Source organism: Parabacteroides sp. merdae-related_45_40 (genome assembly GCF_001915675.1).
The window spans coordinates 1-18,081 of sequence record NZ_MNQY01000047.1; the positions used below are offsets into that span (position 1 = coordinate 1).

Below are 18,081 nucleotides of genomic sequence, written 5' to 3' on the forward strand. Positions count from 1 at the left end.
CTTCAACAGAGAGAACCTATATTCACGTAAGACAGTGGAAAGGTTCAGCATTGGAATTGGATTCAAGAACCTTGTTTGCTGTAACCTCTGTCTGTTCACAGACGGATTGAAGAACGATATTAGGGTTAGTGATACGACCCAGCTATTCAATGAAGCGTTAGAGTTGTTCCAGCAGTACAACCCAAGTCGCCACCTTCAACTCATGCGTGAATTTGGTAATCATTCACTTACACAGCACCAATTCGCACAGATATTGGGTAAAATGCGATTATATCAAAGTCTACCTTCTATCAACCAGCGTAAACTTCCACCCATGTTAATGACGGATAGTCAGATTAACCAAGTGGCAAGGGCTTATGTGAATGATGAAAATTTCTACGGATATGGCAGGGAATTATCGATGTGGCGGTTCTACAACTTACTTACAGGAAGTAACAAATCAAGCTATATTGATACTTATTTGGACAGAGCGTTAAACGCTACTGATATTGCACAAGGCATAACATCAGCACTGCAAGGTGATGATGCTTATAGATGGTTTATTGATTGAGAGAGGAAGGGGCATCTATTTACTTAGGTGTCCTTCCTTTTGTCTAATAATTAACTAATTAAACTTGCAAGTACGTAAATAAGTACATATATTTGCAGTAAATAAAAGGAGGACTTATGAGAACAGCTAATTATACTGATTTAAGAGCAAATCTTAAAGGTTATATTGACTCTGTAATTGATGATTGTGAAACTGTAATCGTCAACCGTGGTAAGGGAAGCGGAGTAGTGATGATTTCCCTTGATGAATACAATTCATTAAAGGAGACAGAATATATCATGTCGTCACCTGACACAATGGGCGCTATTCGTAAAGGAGAGGAAGATATTAAGAATGGTAATGCCATCGCCCAGAATGAAGGAGAAAGCATTGATGATTTCTTAAATCGGGTAGCATGTACAGAATAATATTGTCAGACCAAGCACGTAAGGATTATCAATACTTCTTACGAAGTGGCAATACAGCTATCATAGATAAAATTAAAGCTTTATTGAATGATATAGCTGAACACCCTTATGCTGGGATTGGAAAACCTGAACCTCTTAAATATGAGTTGGCAGGTAAATGGTCAAGACGGATTAATTCAGAGCACCGTCTCATTTACTCTGTACCACTACATACAATTTACTAATTGAAAGGGCATCTATTAAGTTAGGTGTCCTTTCTTTATATCTACTAACTATTTAAAGATTACATCTTATGAATACCAAAGACATTGATAATGCGATTAATCACATTATATCATTACAGGAAAAGCTATCCACCTGTGAGAACAATCTCCAATACATCAAGCGGTTGCAAGCATTGAAATACTGGCTGCATAAGTTTGACAGTTTATTGGATAGAACCAGCAGACTAAATGGTGAATATGCAGCGATACATGAAAGTTACTTCCATGCCTGTGCTGGATTTTCATTCTATGACAGGGTTTATCATTCCATCTTATCATACCAATATGGAGATAGACCGTTCTAATTCAGTTGGGCATCCTCATTTGGGTGTCCAACTTACATAAGCTGAACGAACATTCAGCGTTTGTAACCCACTATTAATAAATGTAAATTATGAAGACATACATAGCATATTTAAGGCAATCCACCATGAAGCAACAGCTATCAGGTTTAGGTGTGGAAGCCCAAAGAGAAATCATACATAACCATGTAAAGAATAAACCCATACTTGCTGAATACATTGAAACGGAGAGCGGCAAGAAGTCTAACAGACCTCAACTTCTCGCAGCTTTGGCAATGTGCAGGAAGACTAACTCTGTTCTGATTGTCGCTAAACTGGATAGGTTGTCAAGGAACGTAGCATTTACATCTAAACTTCTGGAATCAGATGTTGAGATTGTCTTCTGTGACTTTCCACAAGCTAATAGGCTAATTCTACATATTATATCATCCATCGCAGAATACGAAGCGGGGTTAATTAGTCAGAGAACCAAGTAATCATTACAGGCTAAGAAAGCAAGAGGAATCAAGTTAGGAAAGTCTGATAACTTGATGAACAAGTTTGAGCAAGCTATCTACAATAGCTCCCGTACCAATAAGGCTAAAGCTGAAAACAATCCCAATAATATGAGGGCAATCGCATTGCTACGGTCACTGTCAATGCAGGGTAAGTCACTCTCTGAAATGACTGACTTGTTGAATGAGCAAGGCTTCGTAACATCTAAGGGCTGCCAATTCCAGATAACCCAAGTTAAGAGGTTACTTGTCAGAGTAGGGTTAATATCGTGAAATCACTTTGAAAGGTAGGACAAATCCAGAGCAAGGTTAGCTTTATATACCCCAATCTAAGTTTGTCCTACCCTAAATTTCAAACGGAGAAGTAAGCATCTACACCTTATATATATGGTACATCTAAAATATTAAGTTGAGAAGCATCTAAAATCAATTCTTCACAGTTTGGCATTTCAGCCCTATACTATATAGTCAACACCAACAATATGTTGACATGATGATGAAAATTCAAGGCGGGTATGGAAGTTGAGAATTTGACTCTTATATGGGGAGAGTAAGATTTCATACCTGTCCCAGATATATGACTTTAGGCTTATCTCTGATTTTTAATGAACAATAGTTCTTGCCAATTCAAACGATTTAGTAACTTTGCATTGTAATCCTTCACTCCTAAAGCGTTAGGTCACTGAACGGAGGACATTATAAGTTAACAGAGCGTACTGAAATTAACCCATTGTGAAACTGGACATTTCTATGATTGGAGTTAATGAGCAAGAGCGCTCACGTCAATGTTATATACCTATCTCATAAGGTAGTCTATATATCGTTTGGCGTGGGCTATTGTTTATTATCCAATCAGGGCAGTCCAGAACTCTTAGAAATAAGAGTGCCTCACAATGGTAATATTCAATAGTTTCCACGCCTTCTTTGTGTTTAATAGCTTACTGAAGGGAACAGGTAAGTAACTTTAAATTTAACCTTATGGGGTTGTTCACACTAGTAGACAGGATTTCCTTACTCCGTGATTGTAGAGCCATTATGAAGCTGATGGTGAAATTGCAAAGGTGTCCTAAGCCAGACAAGGCGGAACTGTGTCTTGAAGTAGAAAGAAGGTTACAGACCTTATCAAGTAAAGGGGCTAAGATGCCAGATGCGGCATTTACTATTATCATACCTATTCAAGGCAGGGATAATAACCTATTTTCTTTCATGCAAGTGGTGAAGGAAGAACTATATTCATTCAAGAATTAACAATTAGTCAAAGTTAAACAGACGTGGCAACAATTAAATGTTGTAGTTCCTCACGTTCTTACATTTAATAGCTTACCAGAGGGAATAGGTGAGCATGATTTTAATATCTAAAAAGAAATATTATGTTTGAATACTACTACATTACAATCGTAAAAGAGAACGCGAAGCTAGCTATTAAGATGAAGATTTTGACATATCAAGGAGAAAGATATGTAGAGACCTCACGTTTAAGACCTAATTTACCCAACATCAACCAAGAGGCAGCTACTACAATAAGTGAATTTTATAATGACATTGATTTCCAAGTTGCAAGAATTAACTCCCAAGATTGGGCATTGGATGCTACTAGCTTTGATGATGCATTATATCATGCGATAGATAATCACATTAGAATACATAATCGTTTATTTGTTAACGACTTATTAGCATATATAGATGTTAATTTTCATATCTTAGAAGCTTGCAACGCCTTTAATGAAGAGCAATTAAGAAACATATACTCTATTAGAAAAAATAAAGCTACAAATAAATACTTAAAATACATAATACATACGATTGATAAATAATAAATGTTCAAAACACCTTATACATATCAACAATGTTTATCCACATATCTTATATGGATAGCATCCTGCATAGATAAAGAACAGAAGGATTACTATCAAGAGTGTACAAGTTTTGAAATTTGGTACGATAGGCATAGGGGAAATAGAATTCAGATAATCTTCTTTAAGAACCATGAAGATTATCTTTATATACTGGAACATTCAACATTTGCATGGAGAGTTGACGTACACTATCAATTCTGTAGAATATATCGTTATCCTTTAGGATGTACGAGAGAACAAATTATTGATATAATAATTAAAGCGATTATCAATATTTACAAGAACGGAGATATCCCTAAAACAATATAAATTAATTAATAATATACAATGAATAATTTAGATTTATTCTGGAATTGGTTCAATGCAGACTGTGAAGACATGGGCATTCAATATACCCAGACGGAGCAACAGACCAATAATAATATCTTGATAAAGATAGTACCTACAACAATGTCAAGTGGTTTATATCAGCTCAATCTATTTCTTAAAAGTGATAGAGTTCCATTTGCAGTTAAATGCTATGGGCATCACGAGTACATTGAATCTTTACTAAATACAACATCTACATTTAGACGATATTATGGAATTCCTATACTTTCTATCACGGTAGATTCCGATGAATATCCAAGAGAACTAACTATTACTTTTTAGACTGGTGAATTAACGACAGTTGAAATTAAGTAAATTATAGATACATATAATTAAAATTTAAAAGAATGAGAACATTTAGAATTTTAGCAGCCCTTATGATGGCTGTTGTGTGTGTGGGTCTATCATCTTGTAGCAAGGATGATGATGAGAAAATTGGTTCAACGGATAATATAGTTGGAGTTTGGACTATCACTTCTGATGAAGGATGGGAACTTCATGAGGGTGAAAAAGATGAATGGAAAGATGAAGATTCAGACCACTTTCTTAAGTTTTATAAAGATGGTACTGGAACTCATGCGGATGACCAAGAGTTTAATCCGTTCACATGGTACATAGACAATAATATTTTGACTCTCAATCCTACAACATCATATTATGATGAAGAGGTTTGGACTATAAAATCATTAAATGCTAATACATTAGTACTTGAAATGTCTGGTACAGACTTCTACAACAAACTGACTTGTAAAAAGAAATAAAGTTTAGACATTACAAAGAAGGCTGCATTGATTACTCTTTGCAGCCTTTCTTAATTAATCTCACACAAACATCTTAGGTTGAGAGCTAATCAGATATACTAATTGACTAACTGATTAATTACTACAAATTTAGTCAATTCAAAGTAGTCCACCAAACTAAATATCATACGATATTAAGCTAAATCAGACTGTCTGACAGAGGATTAGATTGAAGACATAGAATTGAACCAACCGGTGTGAAGTGGGCTGTTAATGGCTAAATGGCATGAGGTGCAGAATTACTAAATATTAGTTCATATATGGGATGAATGGATTTCATACCTCTTTAAAGAATTGTGTTTGAGAGAACTCTTATGCAGTTTCTTATACTCTCTCTTCACTATTACAGTAATACAGACCAAAGATTAATACACTATGCAAGATTTCACAACCAGACTTGAAGATACTTCTTACGAATTAATGCTATTTACATATGACACGATCTGAATTACCTAACAATTCACTCAAGACAGATTCTCTAACCCCTAATGCTCCGTTTCATTATGTCGTAGCTGGAAGCCAAGGTATTATGTTAGCAGCAGCTACAATGCTACTCCTATATATCATTATAGTTGTGGTAGGATTGATATGTGGTTTGGGATGGGGAAGTTTACTCTTGCCAATTCTTGTTTACCATCTACTATTAGGTATCGCTGTGGCTGCGTTATGGACTTATAATAAGCTCATTTCATAGTGTGTGAATTAGAGTATCCTACATATTAATCTCTACTTGTACAGTCTAATTTACATTGGTTGATTTCGTTATGAGTGGAATATTTAGTAAATTTGCATCATAGTTCAATGTTGACCTATAGTTGACCTCTGAACTTATATAGAGATAATTAAAGTGTTGATAACAAGGTAGCTTAGTGAATGGAGCGTCAGATTCCGGTTCTGAAGGTCGTGGGTTTGAGTCCCACCCGGGTCACGAAGGAAAGGAAGTCTCTTTGATTGAAAAATCAAGGGGGCTTTTTTAGTTTAGCCCCGATTATAAACGGATATTTACTGAACTAACCCTAACTTGATTTTGTTTTATAATCAAAAAGACAGAATGATAAGATTAAAAACAGAAGAGTATGTCAGTAATTTACAAATTTCTTTTTCCAATGAAGCCGGATGGAACGGCTATTTCATTACTATTGTTGGCGCTTCGTTTGCTTTTCGGTGGATTACTATTATCTCATGGGATGCAAAAGTGGACAAATTTCGATAGTATGTCGGCCTCATTTCCTGATCCGTTAGGTGTAGGGCATTCAATATCTTTGGGCCTTGCGATATTTGGGGAGCTTGCTTGTTCCATCGGTTTTATATTCGGGGCCCTTTATCGGCTTGCGATGATCCCCATGATTTTTACCATGGGAATGGCTTTTTTCGTCATCCATGGGAATGACCCATTTTCTTTGAAAGAGTTAGCATTCATTTATTTGGTGGTTTTTATCCTGATGTATATAACGGGACCCGGAAAATTCTCGTTAGATCGTCTGATAGCTGTTCCTCTGTCTCGAAAGCAGAAGTAAGCGTGAATGTGCGGTTGAGGATAAATAAAAAATTCTGTTAATCATTAGATTAACAGACTCTATTTTCTGTGGGCGTTGACGGATTCGAACCGCCGACCCTCTGCTTGTAAGGCAGATGCTCTGAACCAGCTGAGCTAAACGCCCGAAGTTCTTTCGGTATAATAATAAATTAAAAGTGGGCGTTGACGGATTCGAACCGCCGACCCTCTGCTTGTAAGGCAGATGCTCTGAACCAGCTGAGCTAAACGCCCGAAAATCTTTCGGTGAAATAATAAATTTAAAGGTGGGCGTTGACGGATTCGAACCGCCGACCCTCTGCTTGTAAGGCAGATGCTCTGAACCAGCTGAGCTAAACGCCCTTTAAACTTATTTTTCGTTCGCTTTATCTCTCTAAAGCGCTGCAAAGATACGGCTTTTTTTATTACCACCAAACTTTTTGACGAAAAAATGTGGATGAATATGAATTTTGTTTGGATGTGGCTACGTAAGTGTCTGATGGTCCTAAAAACGGGGCATTTAGTTAAAAATAACGATTGCTTACCTTATTATTCAATGGAAAAGACTTAACTTTGCGACTCTATATTAATAATGTATATGGTATTATCGACACTGACTGCTATTTCGCCCGTGGATGGGCGATACAGGAATAAGGCTGAGAATCTGGCGGCTTATTTTTCAGAATACGCACTTATCAAGTATAGGGTGCGAGTTGAGATCGAGTATTTTATTACTCTATCTGAGTTTCTTCCGCAATTAAGCGAGTTAAATGCGGCGGAAGTAAAAAAGGGGCTCCGGAAGATTTATCAGGAGTTTACGGAGGAGGACGCTTTACGAGTGAAGGAGATCGAGAGCGTGACAAACCACGATGTGAAAGCGGTGGAGTACTTTATTAAGGAAAAAACAAATCATTTCCTTGCGGAGAAATACCACGAGTTTATTCATTTTGGATTGACTTCTCAGGATATTAATAACACATCTGTGCCTTTATCGATCAAGGATGCTTTGCAAGAGGTGTATTATCCGGGTTTGGAAGAGGTGATTGGCGCCTTGAAAAAATACGCCGAGGAATGGATGGATATCCCGATGTTGGCTAAGACACATGGGCAACCGGCATCTCCGACTCGTTTGGGTAAGGAGGTGATGGTCTTTGTTTACCGTTTAGAGCAACAGTTGGCATTGTTAAAGGCCGTTCCTATCTCCGCTAAATTCGGTGGCGCTACAGGAAACTTCAATGCGCATCATGTAGCGTATCCGGAATATGATTGGAGGGCATTCGGTAATAAGTTCGTTAGTGAGGTGTTAGGCTTGAAACGTGAGGAGTGGACTACCCAGATCTCTAATTATGATAATCTGGCAGCGATCTTCGATGGCTTGAAGCGTATCAATACGATCTTGATCGACTTGAATCGTGACTTCTGGCAATATATCTCCATGGAGTATTTCAAGCAAAAGATCAAGGCGGGTGAGATCGGTTCGTCTGCTATGCCACATAAGGTGAACCCGATTGATTTCGAGAACGCTGAGGGTAATCTAGGGATCGCTAACGCTATTTTAGAGCATTTGGCTACGAAATTGCCGGTATCTCGTTTACAAAGAGACTTGACGGATTCTACCGTGTTGAGAAACGTAGGCGTGCCTTTGGCACATATAGAAATTGCCTTCAAGAGCTTAACAAAAGGCTTGGGTAAATTGTTATTGAACGAGAGCGCCCTAAGTAGGGATTTGAATAATTGCTGGGCAGTGGTAGCCGAGGGTATCCAGACGGTCTTACGCCGTGAGGGTTATCCGAAGCCTTACGAGGCATTAAAAGCTTTGACACGTACGAACCAGACTGTTACGGAGCAATCTATCAAGGAGTTTATCGAAACCTTGAATGTTAGCGACCGGATTAAAGATGAATTAAGGGCTATAACGCCTCATAATTATACAGGAATTTAGTGATAATACAGGTAGCCGTGAGGCTACCAAGTTTTTAACCATTGTTTAATTTATAACAAATGAGTACAGAAGAAAGAGATGAATCTCAACCGCGTCCAAAAAAAGTGATACCAAGTATCAGACGGGAAAACACAGACCAAGAAGGTGAAAGAAGACCTTACAATCAGGGTTATAATAAACCTGAGGGTAGCTATGAACGTAGACCGTATCGGTCTTATGGAGAAAATAACCGTCCTTCATACGGGGATCGTCCGAGCCGTCCGCGTTCTTACGATAATAACCGTGAAGGCGGGTATGGCAACAACCGTGAGGGGGGCTATGGTAATAGTCGTCCATCTTATGGCAACAATCGCGAAGGTGGGTATGGAAATAATCGCCCGTCTTATGGCAACAACCGTGAAGGTGGCTACAACAGCGGCCGCTCGTCTTATGGAAATAACCGCCCGTCATATGGGAATGGAGGAGGGCAATACAATCGTCCGTCTCGTCCTAATTATGATGGACCGGCAAAGGCTTATTCCGCTAGTCCTTCCGGAGAGGGAATGTCTGCGGATGGTATGAAGAAAAGAAGACCTAGAGTAGGTGATACCCGGGTTGATTACAATGATTCACGTTCAAGCGGCGGGGACGGTTACGCACCCAGACGTTCGTATGGTAACGATAACTCTTATGGCGGTAATCGTCAAGGGGGTGGTGGATATGGAAATAATCGCCGTCCTTCTTACAATAATAATCGCCGTCCCGGTGGAGGAGGTGGCTTCCAAAGATCGCAGGGATACAACGTTCGTCCGAAACAGATCAAGTATAAGGAAGTCTTGGCGGATCCAAACGAACCGATTCGTTTGAACAAATTCTTATCTAACGCTGGTGTTTGTTCTCGTCGTGAGGCTGATGAGTTTATCCAGAAAGGAGCTGTTAAGGTAAACGATGTCGTGGTAACGGAATTGGGTACTAAGATTACTCGTCAAGATGTTGTTACATTTAACGAGAAGCCGGTTCAGATCGAGAGCAAAGTATATATTGTATTAAACAAGCCGAAGAATTGCGTAACGACTTCTGATGATCCTCAAGAACGCCTGACGGTAATGGATTTGGTGAAGAACGCCTGCCAAGAACGTATTTATCCGGTAGGCCGTTTGGACCGAAATACGACAGGAGTCTTGTTGTTGACGAACGATGGTGATTTAGCTTCTAAATTGACTCACCCATCTTTCAAGAAGAAGAAGATCTACCATGTGTGGTTGGATAAGAACGTGGCTATCGAGGATATGGAGAAAATCGCCAACGGCCTTGAGCTTGAGGATGGAGAGATCCATGCGGACGCTATCAGCTATGCTAGCGAGGACGATAAGAGCCAAGTGGGTATAGAGATCCATTCCGGCCGTAACCGTATCGTGCGCCGTATTTTCGAATCGTTGGGATATCATGTGACGAAATTGGATCGTGTTTATTTCGCCGGTTTGACTAAGAAGAACTTAGGCCGCGGTAAATGGCGTTACTTAAATGAAAGGGAAGTGAACGCTCTTAGGATGGGAGCTTTCGAATAACAAAAAACGATACAGATGGAAACAATTAAACGAACAAAAATTGTAGACGTGCTGAAAAGCGACGCTTTCGGTACTACCGTGAATGTGAAAGGATGGGTACGTACCCGCCGTGGTAGCAAACAGGTGAATTTTATCGCCTTGAATGACGGTTCTACAATTAATAATGTTCAGATCGTTGTGGATGTAGATAAATTGGGTGATGAGTTCTTGAAACCGATTACCACGGGAGCTAGTATCAGCGTAAATGGTATCTTGACACAATCTCAAGGTAAGGGGCAAAATGTGGAGATACAGGCTACCGAGATTGAGATCTTCGGTACGGCTGATCCAGCTACTTATCCATTGCAGAAAAAAGGACACTCCATGGAGTTTTTGCGTGAGATCGCTCATTTGCGTCCTCGTACGAATACATTTGGAGCGGTATTCCGTATTCGTCATAATATGGCTTACGCTATCCATAAGTTTTTCCATGATAGAGGCTTTTTCTATTTCCATACGCCGATCATCACGGCTTCCGACTGTGAGGGTGCCGGACAGATGTTCCAAGTTACTACCAAGAATTTGTACGACTTGAAAAAGGATGAGAACGGCTCTATCATTTATGAGGACGACTTCTTCGGCAAGCAGGCTAGCTTGACGGTTTCCGGACAGTTGGAGGGAGAGTTGGCTGCTACAGCCTTGGGACAGATTTATACGTTTGGCCCTACGTTCCGTGCGGAGAACTCAAATACGCCTCGTCATTTGGCGGAATTCTGGATGATTGAGCCGGAAGTCGCTTTTAATGATATCACGGACAATATGGAGTTGGCCGAGGAGTTCATTAAATATTGCGTACAATGGGCGTTGGATAACTGTATGGAGGATATCAAGTTCTTGAACGATATGTTCGATAAGGAATTGATCGCTCGTCTGGAAGGGGTCTTGAAAGACTCATTCGTTCGCTTGCCGTACACTGAAGGAATCAAGATATTGGAAGAGGCTGTCGCTAAAGGACATAAATTTGAGTTCCCTGTTTATTGGGGTGTAGATTTGGCTTCCGAGCACGAACGTTTCTTAGTGGAGGATCACTTCAAACGTCCTGTAATTTTAACGGATTACCCGAAAGAGATCAAGGCTTTTTATATGAAGCAAAACGAGGATGGAAAGACGGTACGTGCGATGGACGTATTATTCCCGAAGATCGGAGAGATCATCGGCGGTTCCGAGCGTGAGGCTGCCTATGATAAGCTAATGAGTCGTATTGACGAATTGGGCATCCCGATGAAGGATATGTGGTGGTACTTAGATACTCGCCGTTTTGGTACGGTGCCTCACTCTGGTTTCGGTTTGGGCTTTGAGCGTCTTTTGTTGTTCGTTACGGGTATGGGAAATATCCGTGACGTGATACCTTTCCCGCGTACACCGAATAACGCTGAGTTCTAATAGCGCTTAGTGATCATGATAAAAAGGGTTCGTAACCGGTTTCAACCGGATTACGGACCCTTTTCTTATATAGCTTCCTTTGTTTAATCGTCGTCCAGATCAATAGGAATTTGCCTTTTGAATGCCTCCTTAAAGGATATAAGCGATTCGGTGCGAGCCAAGCCCAATGGTTGAAGCTTGTTGTGGATGATGCTTAGCAAATGCTGGTTGTTCTTTGCGTATATTTTTATAAACAGGTCGTATTGCCCCGTTGTATAATGGCATTCCACGACTTCCGGTATCTGCAACAGCGCTTCGGTAACGCTTGGAAATTGTCCGGGAGACTTTAGGAATAACCCCATATATGCGCAAGTTTCATACCCAACTTTTGTGTTATCCACGATGAATTCTGAACCTTTGATAACCCCTAAATTAGTCAGCTTTTGTATGCGTTGATGAATAGCCGCTCCGGATACGTTACATTCCCTCGCTACTTCCAAAAATGGCATACGCGCATTGCCGATGATTAGTTTAAGTATCTTCTCGTCCAGTTCATCTAGTTGATGATGTGCCATATATTCAGTATATTTGTATTACTGTTAGATTATATCTTTCATATTTAATACAAATATAATGATAATCTTATAATCATCTAAAGATTATGGTAGATTATTTTGATTTTGTAAGCATTCTTTATTCAATTATTAAGTATTTTTTTTATGAGCGAAGATCATGTAATAATTAGTAAGCCTGTCCGGGAGATAGCCGATCCTTTATTGGATCTAGTAGAGAAAACATATACTAGTTCTTTCCCTGAGGAAGAACGTCGTGATTTCTCTTTGGTACGTAAGCTTTTGGAGGAAGATAGCCGCTTCGAGATGTATGCCTTGCTACGGGATGGTATTTATGTCGGTTTCATTACCGGATGGCAATTTGAGGGTTTTGTTTATGCGGAGCATTTCGCGATCGACGAGTCCGCTCGTAACGGAGGAATCGGAGCGAAAGCAATGACAAGTTTTTTAGCTCTCCACGAAGATCCGGTTGTCTTAGAGGTAGAGATGCCGACAGAGGAGATGAGTAAACGTAGAATCGGTTTTTATGAACGTCTGGGGTTTGTCTTGGATCACCATGTATATTTCCAACCTCCCTATCGTAAGGGAGAGGCATTTTTAGAAATGCGTTTGATGACTCATGGGGAACTTGATCTTGAGCAATCTTTTGAGCGAGTTAAGACCATTATTCACCAAAACGTTTATGGAGTGGAATAAAAAAGGGGCGGGAAATAAATCCCGCCCCTTTTTATAATGCTATATCTGAATAATTATTACTCTACACGTTGTGCTGCGGAATAACTAATCTTCAATGCGTATGCCTCACGAAGAGCCTGCTTGATATCGGTGATCGTTCCCATCTTGGTCTCTTTATCAGCCTTGATAGAAACTGTCATAAACGGCTGGTCCTCTTCTTTCATACTGGACTTTTCTTGTGCGATATAATCCTGAATTTCCGAAGTCTCTGCAAAAGCGTCATTCAACTGGATACGAGTCTCAGAACCCATCTTCGCTCTCAAATCTCTAGTCGGCTTACCTACATAGATAAATGTAACCAAAGATTTCTTCTCCAATTTTTGAAGCTCTGTAGCTTGTGGAGCATGGAACTCTACTTTCAATGTTACCTCACGCATAGATGTTACCATCATGATGAAGAACAAGAAAGCGAACACCAAGTCAGGTAATGATGATGTATTCAATTCGGGCATTTCACGACCGCCCGCTTTACTAAACTTTCCCATTACTTTTTACCTCCATAATTTTTAGGTTCAGCTTCTGATATCTTTTGCGGATAAATCTGCTGTACAGCTTTTTGTTGTTCTTCGTCCAAATCAGCGAAATTCTTCCCGAATTTTTCCTTAGAAACCTTATTTCTCAATTCGTTATAAGCAGCCGCGATTTCATTCTGCACATCGATATAAGCTTGGTATTCGGTACCACGGTCATTCTGTAAAGAAATTACGTGGTTCTTCGTTACCATCATCTTTCCGAAGAATGGAACATCAGCCTCAACACGTTCAGGCTTATGTTCGTCATTGTAAGGATTATCAATGAACTCTTTGATTCTTTCTTTCAATTGCTTGATATCGACAAATTGATCACCACAGAGAATCTGGTTATTACTGTTGATCAATACAACCAACAAGTTTCTCTTTTTGATGTCAACATCGGTATCGTTCTTCTGATCTTTAGGTACAGGGGGCGGCAAACGTCTTGCCAAACCTTTATCTGTATCCATTGATGTAGTAATAAGGAAGAAGATAAGCAACATGAAAGCGATATCGGCCGAAGAAGAACCATTGATACCCGGTGTCTTTCTTTTCTTACCCATTTCTTTCTTGTTTTATCAGTTCGTTATTACTATTATTTACCCATGATTCTCTTTACAGAACCCCAAACTACACATGCTACGATCAGAACCAAAAGTACGATTGTAGACATGATCCACATGTCTGTGATCTTTAACCAACCCGGAGTATTGTAAACTTGAGAGTCTGCGTTCAAGCCTGCTAAAGGAGTCGCGTCACCCATTGTATAGGTGATGAACAATACGGCTACGAAACAAACTAATACTACCAAAGACATGATAGCTGATTTAGCGTTAGTCTTCAGCAAAGTCAAGAATTGCCAAACCGCAAACAATACTGTACTGATGATTGTCACGAAGAACAATACAGAAGTCCAGTTAATCAATAACCCTGTATAGATGGGTTCTTTCATTTCTGCGGCAGGGTCAACGACTCCACCCGCATAAAACATACCCAGCACAATGATACTGATAATAGAACTTATCAGTAAAGTCCAACTGGATATTTTTCTTATTTTAGTAACTGCCATAATTCGTTATTATTTTTTGAATTTGACGTTGTATTTGATAACCAAGTCAAGCAAAGAGATAGAAGCATCTTCCATCTGGTTCAAAATAGCCTCCAATTTGCTTAACAAATAGTTATAGAATACCTGAAGAATCAAGGCTACGATCAAACCACCTACAGTAGTAATCAAGGCCACTTTCATACCACCTGCTACAACCGTCGGGCTGATATCACCAACTTGCTCGATTTTATCGAACGCCATGATCATACCTACTACAGTACCCAAGAATCCCAAAGACGGAGCCATTGCGATAAACAATGTGATCCAAGACATATTCTTTTCCAAAAGACCGCCTTGAACACCACCGTAAGAAACGATAGATTTCTCTACAACGTCAATACCTTGGTCAATTCTCATCAATCCTTGGTAAGCGATAGAAGCGATAGGGCCTCTTGTGTCGCGAGCGATAGCTTTAGCGCCTTCAACATCACCTTTGTCTAAAGCATCCTCAATACCTTTCAACAGTTTGCTGGAGTTTGTCTCAGCCAAGTTTAAGTAGATAATTCTCTCTAAGCAGAATGCCAAACCGAAAATCAAAGCGATAGCGACCAAACTCATGAAGTCGGCACCACCTTCGATAAACTTTGTCTTTAATGCTTGATACATACCTCCTTCAATTGCTGGAGCCGCATCCTGTGCGAATGCTACGGTAGAAGTTCCAAGGGCACATAAACCCAAGAATGCTTTTGCAAATAACTTTTTCATTGTGTGTTTAATTTTTAAGATTAATAATTCTCTTATTTGTTTTTATTTTATTGTTAATTAATTCATGGTATTCTCCACTGCGGAGAGAGCGGGATTCGAACCCGCGAAACCCTTTAGGGGTTTACACGCTTTCCAGGCGTGCCTCTTCAACCACTCGAGCATCTCTCCAATTATTCGCCTAGCTTCTTCTAAAACGACCGCAAAATACGAAAAAATTCCCATATGCAATCTTTTCAGTGCACAAATCTATAGTTTTTGCTTGACATATACACAATATCCGCAAAATAAATTTTGACTTCATTCGAAAAAAAGTGTCTATATGGGTTTATTTAGGCTTTTAAACAATTCTAATGTGTTTTTTCGAGTAGCGTTTACGGTTTCCTCTAGCGTGAGGCCGAATGTTTCCGCCACTTTCTCGGCCGTCTTCCATATGTAAGTAGGCTCATTCCGTCTACCTCTGTAGGGGACTGGTGAAAGATAGGGGGCATCTGTTTCCAAGAGTATCTTTTCAAGATCCGTTTGCCGGATGACTTCGGACAGTTTTGAATTTTTAAAGGTGACAACCCCGTTTATCCCGATCTTGAAGGTGGGCAGTTTCTTTATTTCTTCCAGCTCTTCCGTTGTGCCGGTAAAACTATGAAATACGCCCTTAAGTCTTTCCGCTCCGACTTTATGTATGCATTCCAGAACTTCCGGATATGCGTCACGGGTATGGATGGCTACGGGCAGGTTCAGATCGATGCTCCAACGCAGTTGTTCCTCGAAAACGATTTGTTGCTCCTTCAAATAAGTCTTATCCCAATATAGATCGATCCCGATTTCACCGATACCGCAATAAGTACGTTTAGATAGATAGGATTCCGTTTGTTTTAGGATATCGATATAATTGCTATCCACACTGGTCGGATGCAATCCCATCATAGGGAAAGCGAACTCTGGGTATCGATCGCATAAATCGTGCATTCTGTCAATCGTCGTCAGGTCTACGTTTGGCAGAAGCAGGGTGTCGATACCTGAGTCTTTTGCTTTTTGAGCCAGTTCGTCTTGCTCCGGATCGAAATCCTCCAGATATAAATGGCAATGTGTGTCTATTAAGCTCATGGATTAGGATTGTCTATGCATTAAATGATCACAAACCTCTTTTAGGATCGTTAATTTTTCGGGGGCGACTTGTAAAGCGTTTAAGTTCTCTACGGATGCGTCGTAATAGGCTTGGATTTTATTTTCTGTTAATTGTTTTAGCTGCAATTCGTTGTAGATAGAGGTGAATGCCTGTATCTTTTGAGCCGGGTCGAATTCTTTTTTATCCATCCAGCTACGGAGAGTTTCCACTTGTTCTTTATTGGCCAGTCTGAGAGCGTTGATCAATAAGAATGTTTTCTTGTTGCAAAGGATATCGCCGCCAATGTTTTTCCCGAAAGTGGCGGTGTCACCATATACATCTAGTAAATCATCTTGCAGTTGAAACGCTAGACCTATATTGATACCAAACGCATATAAGTTGCTTGCGTCTTCCTGTGAGGCACCTCCGAGTAGGGCACCCGTCTTAAGGGAGCAGGCCAGTAGTACGGCTGTCTTTAGCCGGATCATCTCGATGTATTCTTCCTCGCTTACATCCATGCGAGACTCGAATTCCATGTCGAATTGTTGGCCGCCACATATTTCCGCCGCGGTTTGCGTAAATAAATCCAACACTTGTTTGAGGTGGCCGTGTTCCGTTGATCCGATTAATTGATAAGCCGCTATTAGCATCGCGTCTCCGGAAAGAATCGCCGTATTGGCATTCCATACCTTGTGTACGGTAGGTTTGTTCCTTCTTTTATCAGCTTCATCCATCAGGTCGTCGTGCAGCAAGGTGAAGTTATGGAAAACTTCCAGACCTAAAGCGGGCTTGATCGCATTCTCTATACTATTATTATATATATTACATGCCATCAACGTTAACGCTGGACGTATTCTTTTTCCTCCGAGGGACAAGATGTACTCTATCGGCTCGTATAAGCTCTTGGGAGGATTGGTGAATTGTAGTTGAGAGATCTCGCTCTCTATTCTTTGAAGTATATTCTCGAATGCTAACATAGCTGTATCAATTAATGGAGTTATGAAATAAAAAAAGGCTGCGAAAATAAAGCAGCCTTTTTGATATGTTTAATGTTATACTATTGCAATCTGAACGTGATAGGCACAGTATACTTAACACGTACTGGTTTACCTCTCTGCTTACCCGGAGTCCATTTAGGCATGGTACCGATCACACGAAGAGCCTCTTTATCCAATGATGGGTCTACACCACGTAATACCTCAGCGTCTACTACTGATCCGTCTCGGTTAACCACGAATGCGCAGATTACACGACCTTGGATACCGTTTTCCTGTGCGATTACCGGATACTTGATTGATTTAGCGATAAACTTCAGCAATTCTGCGTCTCCACCGGGGAACTTCGGCATTTCTTCTACAACTGTAAAGATCTGTTGTGCGGACTCTTCTTCCTCTTCTACAACTGCGGGGGGAGTATAAACAGCCTCCTGCGCTGAGGTTTGGTCATCCTCTGATGATAAGATATCCTGCTGTTCCAATTCAACGTCATCTTCAACAACGTTCAAAACCTCGGTTACAACTGGTGCTGGAGGTGGTGGAGGTGGAGGAGGCGTATTCTCCGGTCTCGTGATTTCCACTTCTTCCTCAGCGATGATGTCTGCTACACCCTCGCTAGCCTGAACGACCATTACATCGCGGGTGCTCCATTCGAAGCCCACGAACAAGACAGCTAAGCCCACTACAAATCCCATAAGGATGCTTAGGGTCTTACCTTTCTCAAGGTCCGCTTTCGGTGATTTTTTAATTTCCATACGTTTATAATAATTTATAAGTGTTTTTCACTTCTGCAAAAATACAAATTATTTCATATATCAAACAAAAATGAGAGCGATTATATACCTTTTTGGCATTTTTCCCGTTTCTGTTAATGTGAAATCCGTATTTCTGAGATTTGCGGGTGTAAA

Annotated in this window: 19 protein-coding genes, 4 tRNA genes and 1 pseudogene; 12 read left to right on the plus strand and 12 right to left on the minus strand. The window is 40.2% G+C overall.

The features are described 5' to 3' along the window. The 8 genes and pseudogenes from BHV83_RS06575 to BHV83_RS06610 form a co-directional block, all read left to right on the plus strand. A partial coding sequence (locus tag BHV83_RS06575) for a DUF3871 family protein (protein ID WP_286756967.1) occupies positions 1–550 on the plus strand: 550 nt, incomplete at its 5' end. Positions 551–666: 116 nt separating this feature from the next. Further along, on the plus strand, positions 667–957 hold the full coding sequence (locus BHV83_RS06580) for a type II toxin-antitoxin system Phd/YefM family antitoxin (RefSeq protein WP_048928142.1): 291 nt from the start codon (positions 667–669) through the stop codon (positions 955–957). Continuing rightward, a complete protein-coding gene (locus tag BHV83_RS06585; RefSeq protein WP_286756973.1) occupies positions 945–1,181 on the plus strand; it encodes a Txe/YoeB family addiction module toxin in 237 nt (78 codons plus the stop codon). The genes BHV83_RS06580 and BHV83_RS06585 overlap by 13 nt, the downstream gene beginning before the upstream one ends. A 68-nt stretch (positions 1,182–1,249) precedes the next feature. Beyond that, the gene (locus BHV83_RS06590) at positions 1,250–1,525 is read left to right on the plus strand and encodes a hypothetical protein (protein WP_081024193.1); all 276 of its coding nucleotides are present in this window, start codon (positions 1,250–1,252) and stop codon (positions 1,523–1,525) included. Between the two features lie 89 nt (positions 1,526–1,614). After that, positions 1,615–2,289, plus strand: a pseudogene (locus BHV83_RS06595) (recombinase family protein). A 1,097-nt stretch (positions 2,290–3,386) separates the two neighbouring features. Further along, positions 3,387–3,830, plus strand: a complete 444-nt coding sequence (locus BHV83_RS06600) for a hypothetical protein (RefSeq protein ID WP_122144012.1) — start codon at positions 3,387–3,389, stop codon at positions 3,828–3,830. A 758-nt stretch (positions 3,831–4,588) separates the two neighbouring features. After that, positions 4,589–5,002 (plus strand): lipocalin-like domain-containing protein, encoded by a 414-nt coding sequence (locus tag BHV83_RS06605; RefSeq protein WP_122144009.1) that lies wholly within the window; start codon positions 4,589–4,591, stop codon positions 5,000–5,002. 1,115 nt (positions 5,003–6,117) lie between these two features. After that, positions 6,118–6,558 carry a DoxX family protein gene (locus BHV83_RS06610; protein ID WP_005867918.1) on the plus strand — a complete coding sequence of 147 codons (441 nt, stop codon included), beginning with the start codon at positions 6,118–6,120 and terminating at the stop codon, positions 6,556–6,558. Between the two features lie 69 nt (positions 6,559–6,627). Here the strand turns inward: BHV83_RS06610 and BHV83_RS06615 are convergent. The 3 genes from BHV83_RS06615 to BHV83_RS06625 form a co-directional block, all read right to left on the minus strand. Continuing rightward, positions 6,628–6,702, minus strand: a tRNA-Val gene (locus tag BHV83_RS06615). 32 nt (positions 6,703–6,734) lie between these two features. After that, a tRNA-Val gene (locus BHV83_RS06620) sits at positions 6,735–6,809 on the minus strand. Positions 6,810–6,842: 33 nt separating this feature from the next. Then, positions 6,843–6,917 (minus strand) — tRNA-Val (locus BHV83_RS06625). 235 nt (positions 6,918–7,152) lie between these two features. Here BHV83_RS06625 and purB point away from each other — a divergent pair. The 3 genes from purB to asnS are packed head-to-tail and all read left to right on the plus strand — an operon-like array spanning position 7,153 to position 11,465. Next, positions 7,153–8,496, plus strand: coding sequence for an adenylosuccinate lyase (purB, locus tag BHV83_RS06630; RefSeq protein ID WP_005867921.1), 1,344 nt, complete (start codon positions 7,153–7,155; stop codon positions 8,494–8,496). A 59-nt stretch (positions 8,497–8,555) separates the two neighbouring features. Then, positions 8,556–10,043 carry a pseudouridine synthase gene (locus BHV83_RS06635; RefSeq protein WP_048928149.1) on the plus strand — a complete coding sequence of 496 codons (1,488 nt, stop codon included), beginning with the start codon at positions 8,556–8,558 and terminating at the stop codon, positions 10,041–10,043. A 15-nt stretch (positions 10,044–10,058) separates the two neighbouring features. Further along, the gene (asnS, locus tag BHV83_RS06640) at positions 10,059–11,465 is read left to right on the plus strand and encodes an asparagine--tRNA ligase (protein WP_286756984.1); all 1,407 of its coding nucleotides are present in this window, start codon (positions 10,059–10,061) and stop codon (positions 11,463–11,465) included. Between the two features lie 83 nt (positions 11,466–11,548). Here asnS and BHV83_RS06645 read toward each other — a convergent pair whose 3' ends face one another. Continuing rightward, entirely contained in the window at positions 11,549–12,019 is a 471-nt protein-coding gene (locus tag BHV83_RS06645) for an Lrp/AsnC family transcriptional regulator (protein WP_005858930.1), read from the minus strand. A gap of 144 nt (positions 12,020–12,163) precedes the next feature. On the opposite strand from BHV83_RS06645, the gene BHV83_RS06650 reads away from it, so the two are divergent. Then, a complete protein-coding gene (locus BHV83_RS06650; protein ID WP_122369037.1) occupies positions 12,164–12,712 on the plus strand; it encodes a GNAT family N-acetyltransferase in 549 nt (182 codons plus the stop codon). Positions 12,713–12,768: 56 nt separating this feature from the next. Here BHV83_RS06650 and BHV83_RS06655 read toward each other — a convergent pair whose 3' ends face one another. The 8 genes from BHV83_RS06655 to BHV83_RS06690 all read right to left on the minus strand — a co-directional run bounded on the left by BHV83_RS06655 (position 12,769) and on the right by BHV83_RS06690 (position 17,928). Then, on the minus strand, positions 12,769–13,236 hold the full coding sequence (locus BHV83_RS06655; RefSeq protein WP_005867927.1) for an ExbD/TolR family protein: 468 nt from the start codon (positions 13,234–13,236) through the stop codon (positions 12,769–12,771). Next, positions 13,236–13,826, minus strand: coding sequence for an ExbD/TolR family protein (locus BHV83_RS06660; RefSeq protein ID WP_005858924.1), 591 nt, complete (start codon positions 13,824–13,826; stop codon positions 13,236–13,238). Before BHV83_RS06660 ends, BHV83_RS06655 begins: the two co-directional genes overlap by 1 nt. Positions 13,827–13,858: 32 nt before the next feature. Continuing rightward, positions 13,859–14,332 (minus strand): hypothetical protein, encoded by a 474-nt coding sequence (locus BHV83_RS06665; protein ID WP_005867928.1) that lies wholly within the window; start codon positions 14,330–14,332, stop codon positions 13,859–13,861. A gap of 9 nt (positions 14,333–14,341) precedes the next feature. After that, positions 14,342–15,076 carry a MotA/TolQ/ExbB proton channel family protein gene (locus BHV83_RS06670; protein ID WP_005867929.1) on the minus strand — a complete coding sequence of 245 codons (735 nt, stop codon included), beginning with the start codon at positions 15,074–15,076 and terminating at the stop codon, positions 14,342–14,344. Between the two features lie 80 nt (positions 15,077–15,156). Then, positions 15,157–15,244: transfer RNA gene (locus tag BHV83_RS06675), tRNA-Ser, on the minus strand. 147 nt (positions 15,245–15,391) lie between these two features. Next, positions 15,392–16,177 carry a TatD family hydrolase gene (locus tag BHV83_RS06680; RefSeq protein ID WP_048928151.1) on the minus strand — a complete coding sequence of 262 codons (786 nt, stop codon included), beginning with the start codon at positions 16,175–16,177 and terminating at the stop codon, positions 15,392–15,394. Between the two features lie 3 nt (positions 16,178–16,180). Then, the gene (locus BHV83_RS06685; RefSeq protein ID WP_122297578.1) at positions 16,181–17,155 is read right to left on the minus strand and encodes a polyprenyl synthetase family protein; all 975 of its coding nucleotides are present in this window, start codon (positions 17,153–17,155) and stop codon (positions 16,181–16,183) included. Between the two features lie 80 nt (positions 17,156–17,235). Further along, a complete protein-coding gene (locus BHV83_RS06690) occupies positions 17,236–17,928 on the minus strand; it encodes an energy transducer TonB (protein WP_048928203.1) in 693 nt (230 codons plus the stop codon). Positions 17,929–18,081: the final 153 nt, after the last annotated feature.

Excerpts from the sequence above, each read along its gene's own strand:
- BHV83_RS06580 (WP_048928142.1), top strand. The coding sequence starts at position 667 with ATGAGAACAGCTAATTATACTGATTTAAGAGCAAATCTTAAAGGTTAT.
- BHV83_RS06585 (WP_286756973.1), top strand. The coding sequence starts at position 945 with ATGTACAGAATAATATTGTCAGACCAAGCACGTAAGGATTATCAATAC.
- BHV83_RS06590 (WP_081024193.1), top strand. The coding sequence starts at position 1,250 with ATGAATACCAAAGACATTGATAATGCGATTAATCACATTATATCATTA.
- BHV83_RS06600 (WP_122144012.1), top strand. The coding sequence starts at position 3,387 with ATGTTTGAATACTACTACATTACAATCGTAAAAGAGAACGCGAAGCTA.
- BHV83_RS06605 (WP_122144009.1), top strand. The coding sequence starts at position 4,589 with ATGAGAACATTTAGAATTTTAGCAGCCCTTATGATGGCTGTTGTGTGT.
- BHV83_RS06610 (WP_005867918.1), top strand. The coding sequence starts at position 6,118 with ATGTCAGTAATTTACAAATTTCTTTTTCCAATGAAGCCGGATGGAACG.
- purB (WP_005867921.1), top strand. The coding sequence starts at position 7,153 with ATGGTATTATCGACACTGACTGCTATTTCGCCCGTGGATGGGCGATAC.
- BHV83_RS06635 (WP_048928149.1), top strand. The coding sequence starts at position 8,556 with ATGAGTACAGAAGAAAGAGATGAATCTCAACCGCGTCCAAAAAAAGTG.
- asnS (WP_286756984.1), top strand. The coding sequence starts at position 10,059 with ATGGAAACAATTAAACGAACAAAAATTGTAGACGTGCTGAAAAGCGAC.
- BHV83_RS06645 (WP_005858930.1), bottom strand. The coding sequence starts at position 12,019 with ATGGCACATCATCAACTAGATGAACTGGACGAGAAGATACTTAAACTA.
- BHV83_RS06650 (WP_122369037.1), top strand. The coding sequence starts at position 12,164 with ATGAGCGAAGATCATGTAATAATTAGTAAGCCTGTCCGGGAGATAGCC.
- BHV83_RS06655 (WP_005867927.1), bottom strand. The coding sequence starts at position 13,236 with ATGGGAAAGTTTAGTAAAGCGGGCGGTCGTGAAATGCCCGAATTGAAT.
- BHV83_RS06660 (WP_005858924.1), bottom strand. The coding sequence starts at position 13,826 with ATGGGTAAGAAAAGAAAGACACCGGGTATCAATGGTTCTTCTTCGGCC.
- BHV83_RS06665 (WP_005867928.1), bottom strand. The coding sequence starts at position 14,332 with ATGGCAGTTACTAAAATAAGAAAAATATCCAGTTGGACTTTACTGATA.
- BHV83_RS06670 (WP_005867929.1), bottom strand. The coding sequence starts at position 15,076 with ATGAAAAAGTTATTTGCAAAAGCATTCTTGGGTTTATGTGCCCTTGGA.
- BHV83_RS06680 (WP_048928151.1), bottom strand. The coding sequence starts at position 16,177 with ATGAGCTTAATAGACACACATTGCCATTTATATCTGGAGGATTTCGAT.
- BHV83_RS06685 (WP_122297578.1), bottom strand. The coding sequence starts at position 17,155 with ATGTTAGCATTCGAGAATATACTTCAAAGAATAGAGAGCGAGATCTCT.
- BHV83_RS06690 (WP_048928203.1), bottom strand. The coding sequence starts at position 17,928 with ATGGAAATTAAAAAATCACCGAAAGCGGACCTTGAGAAAGGTAAGACC.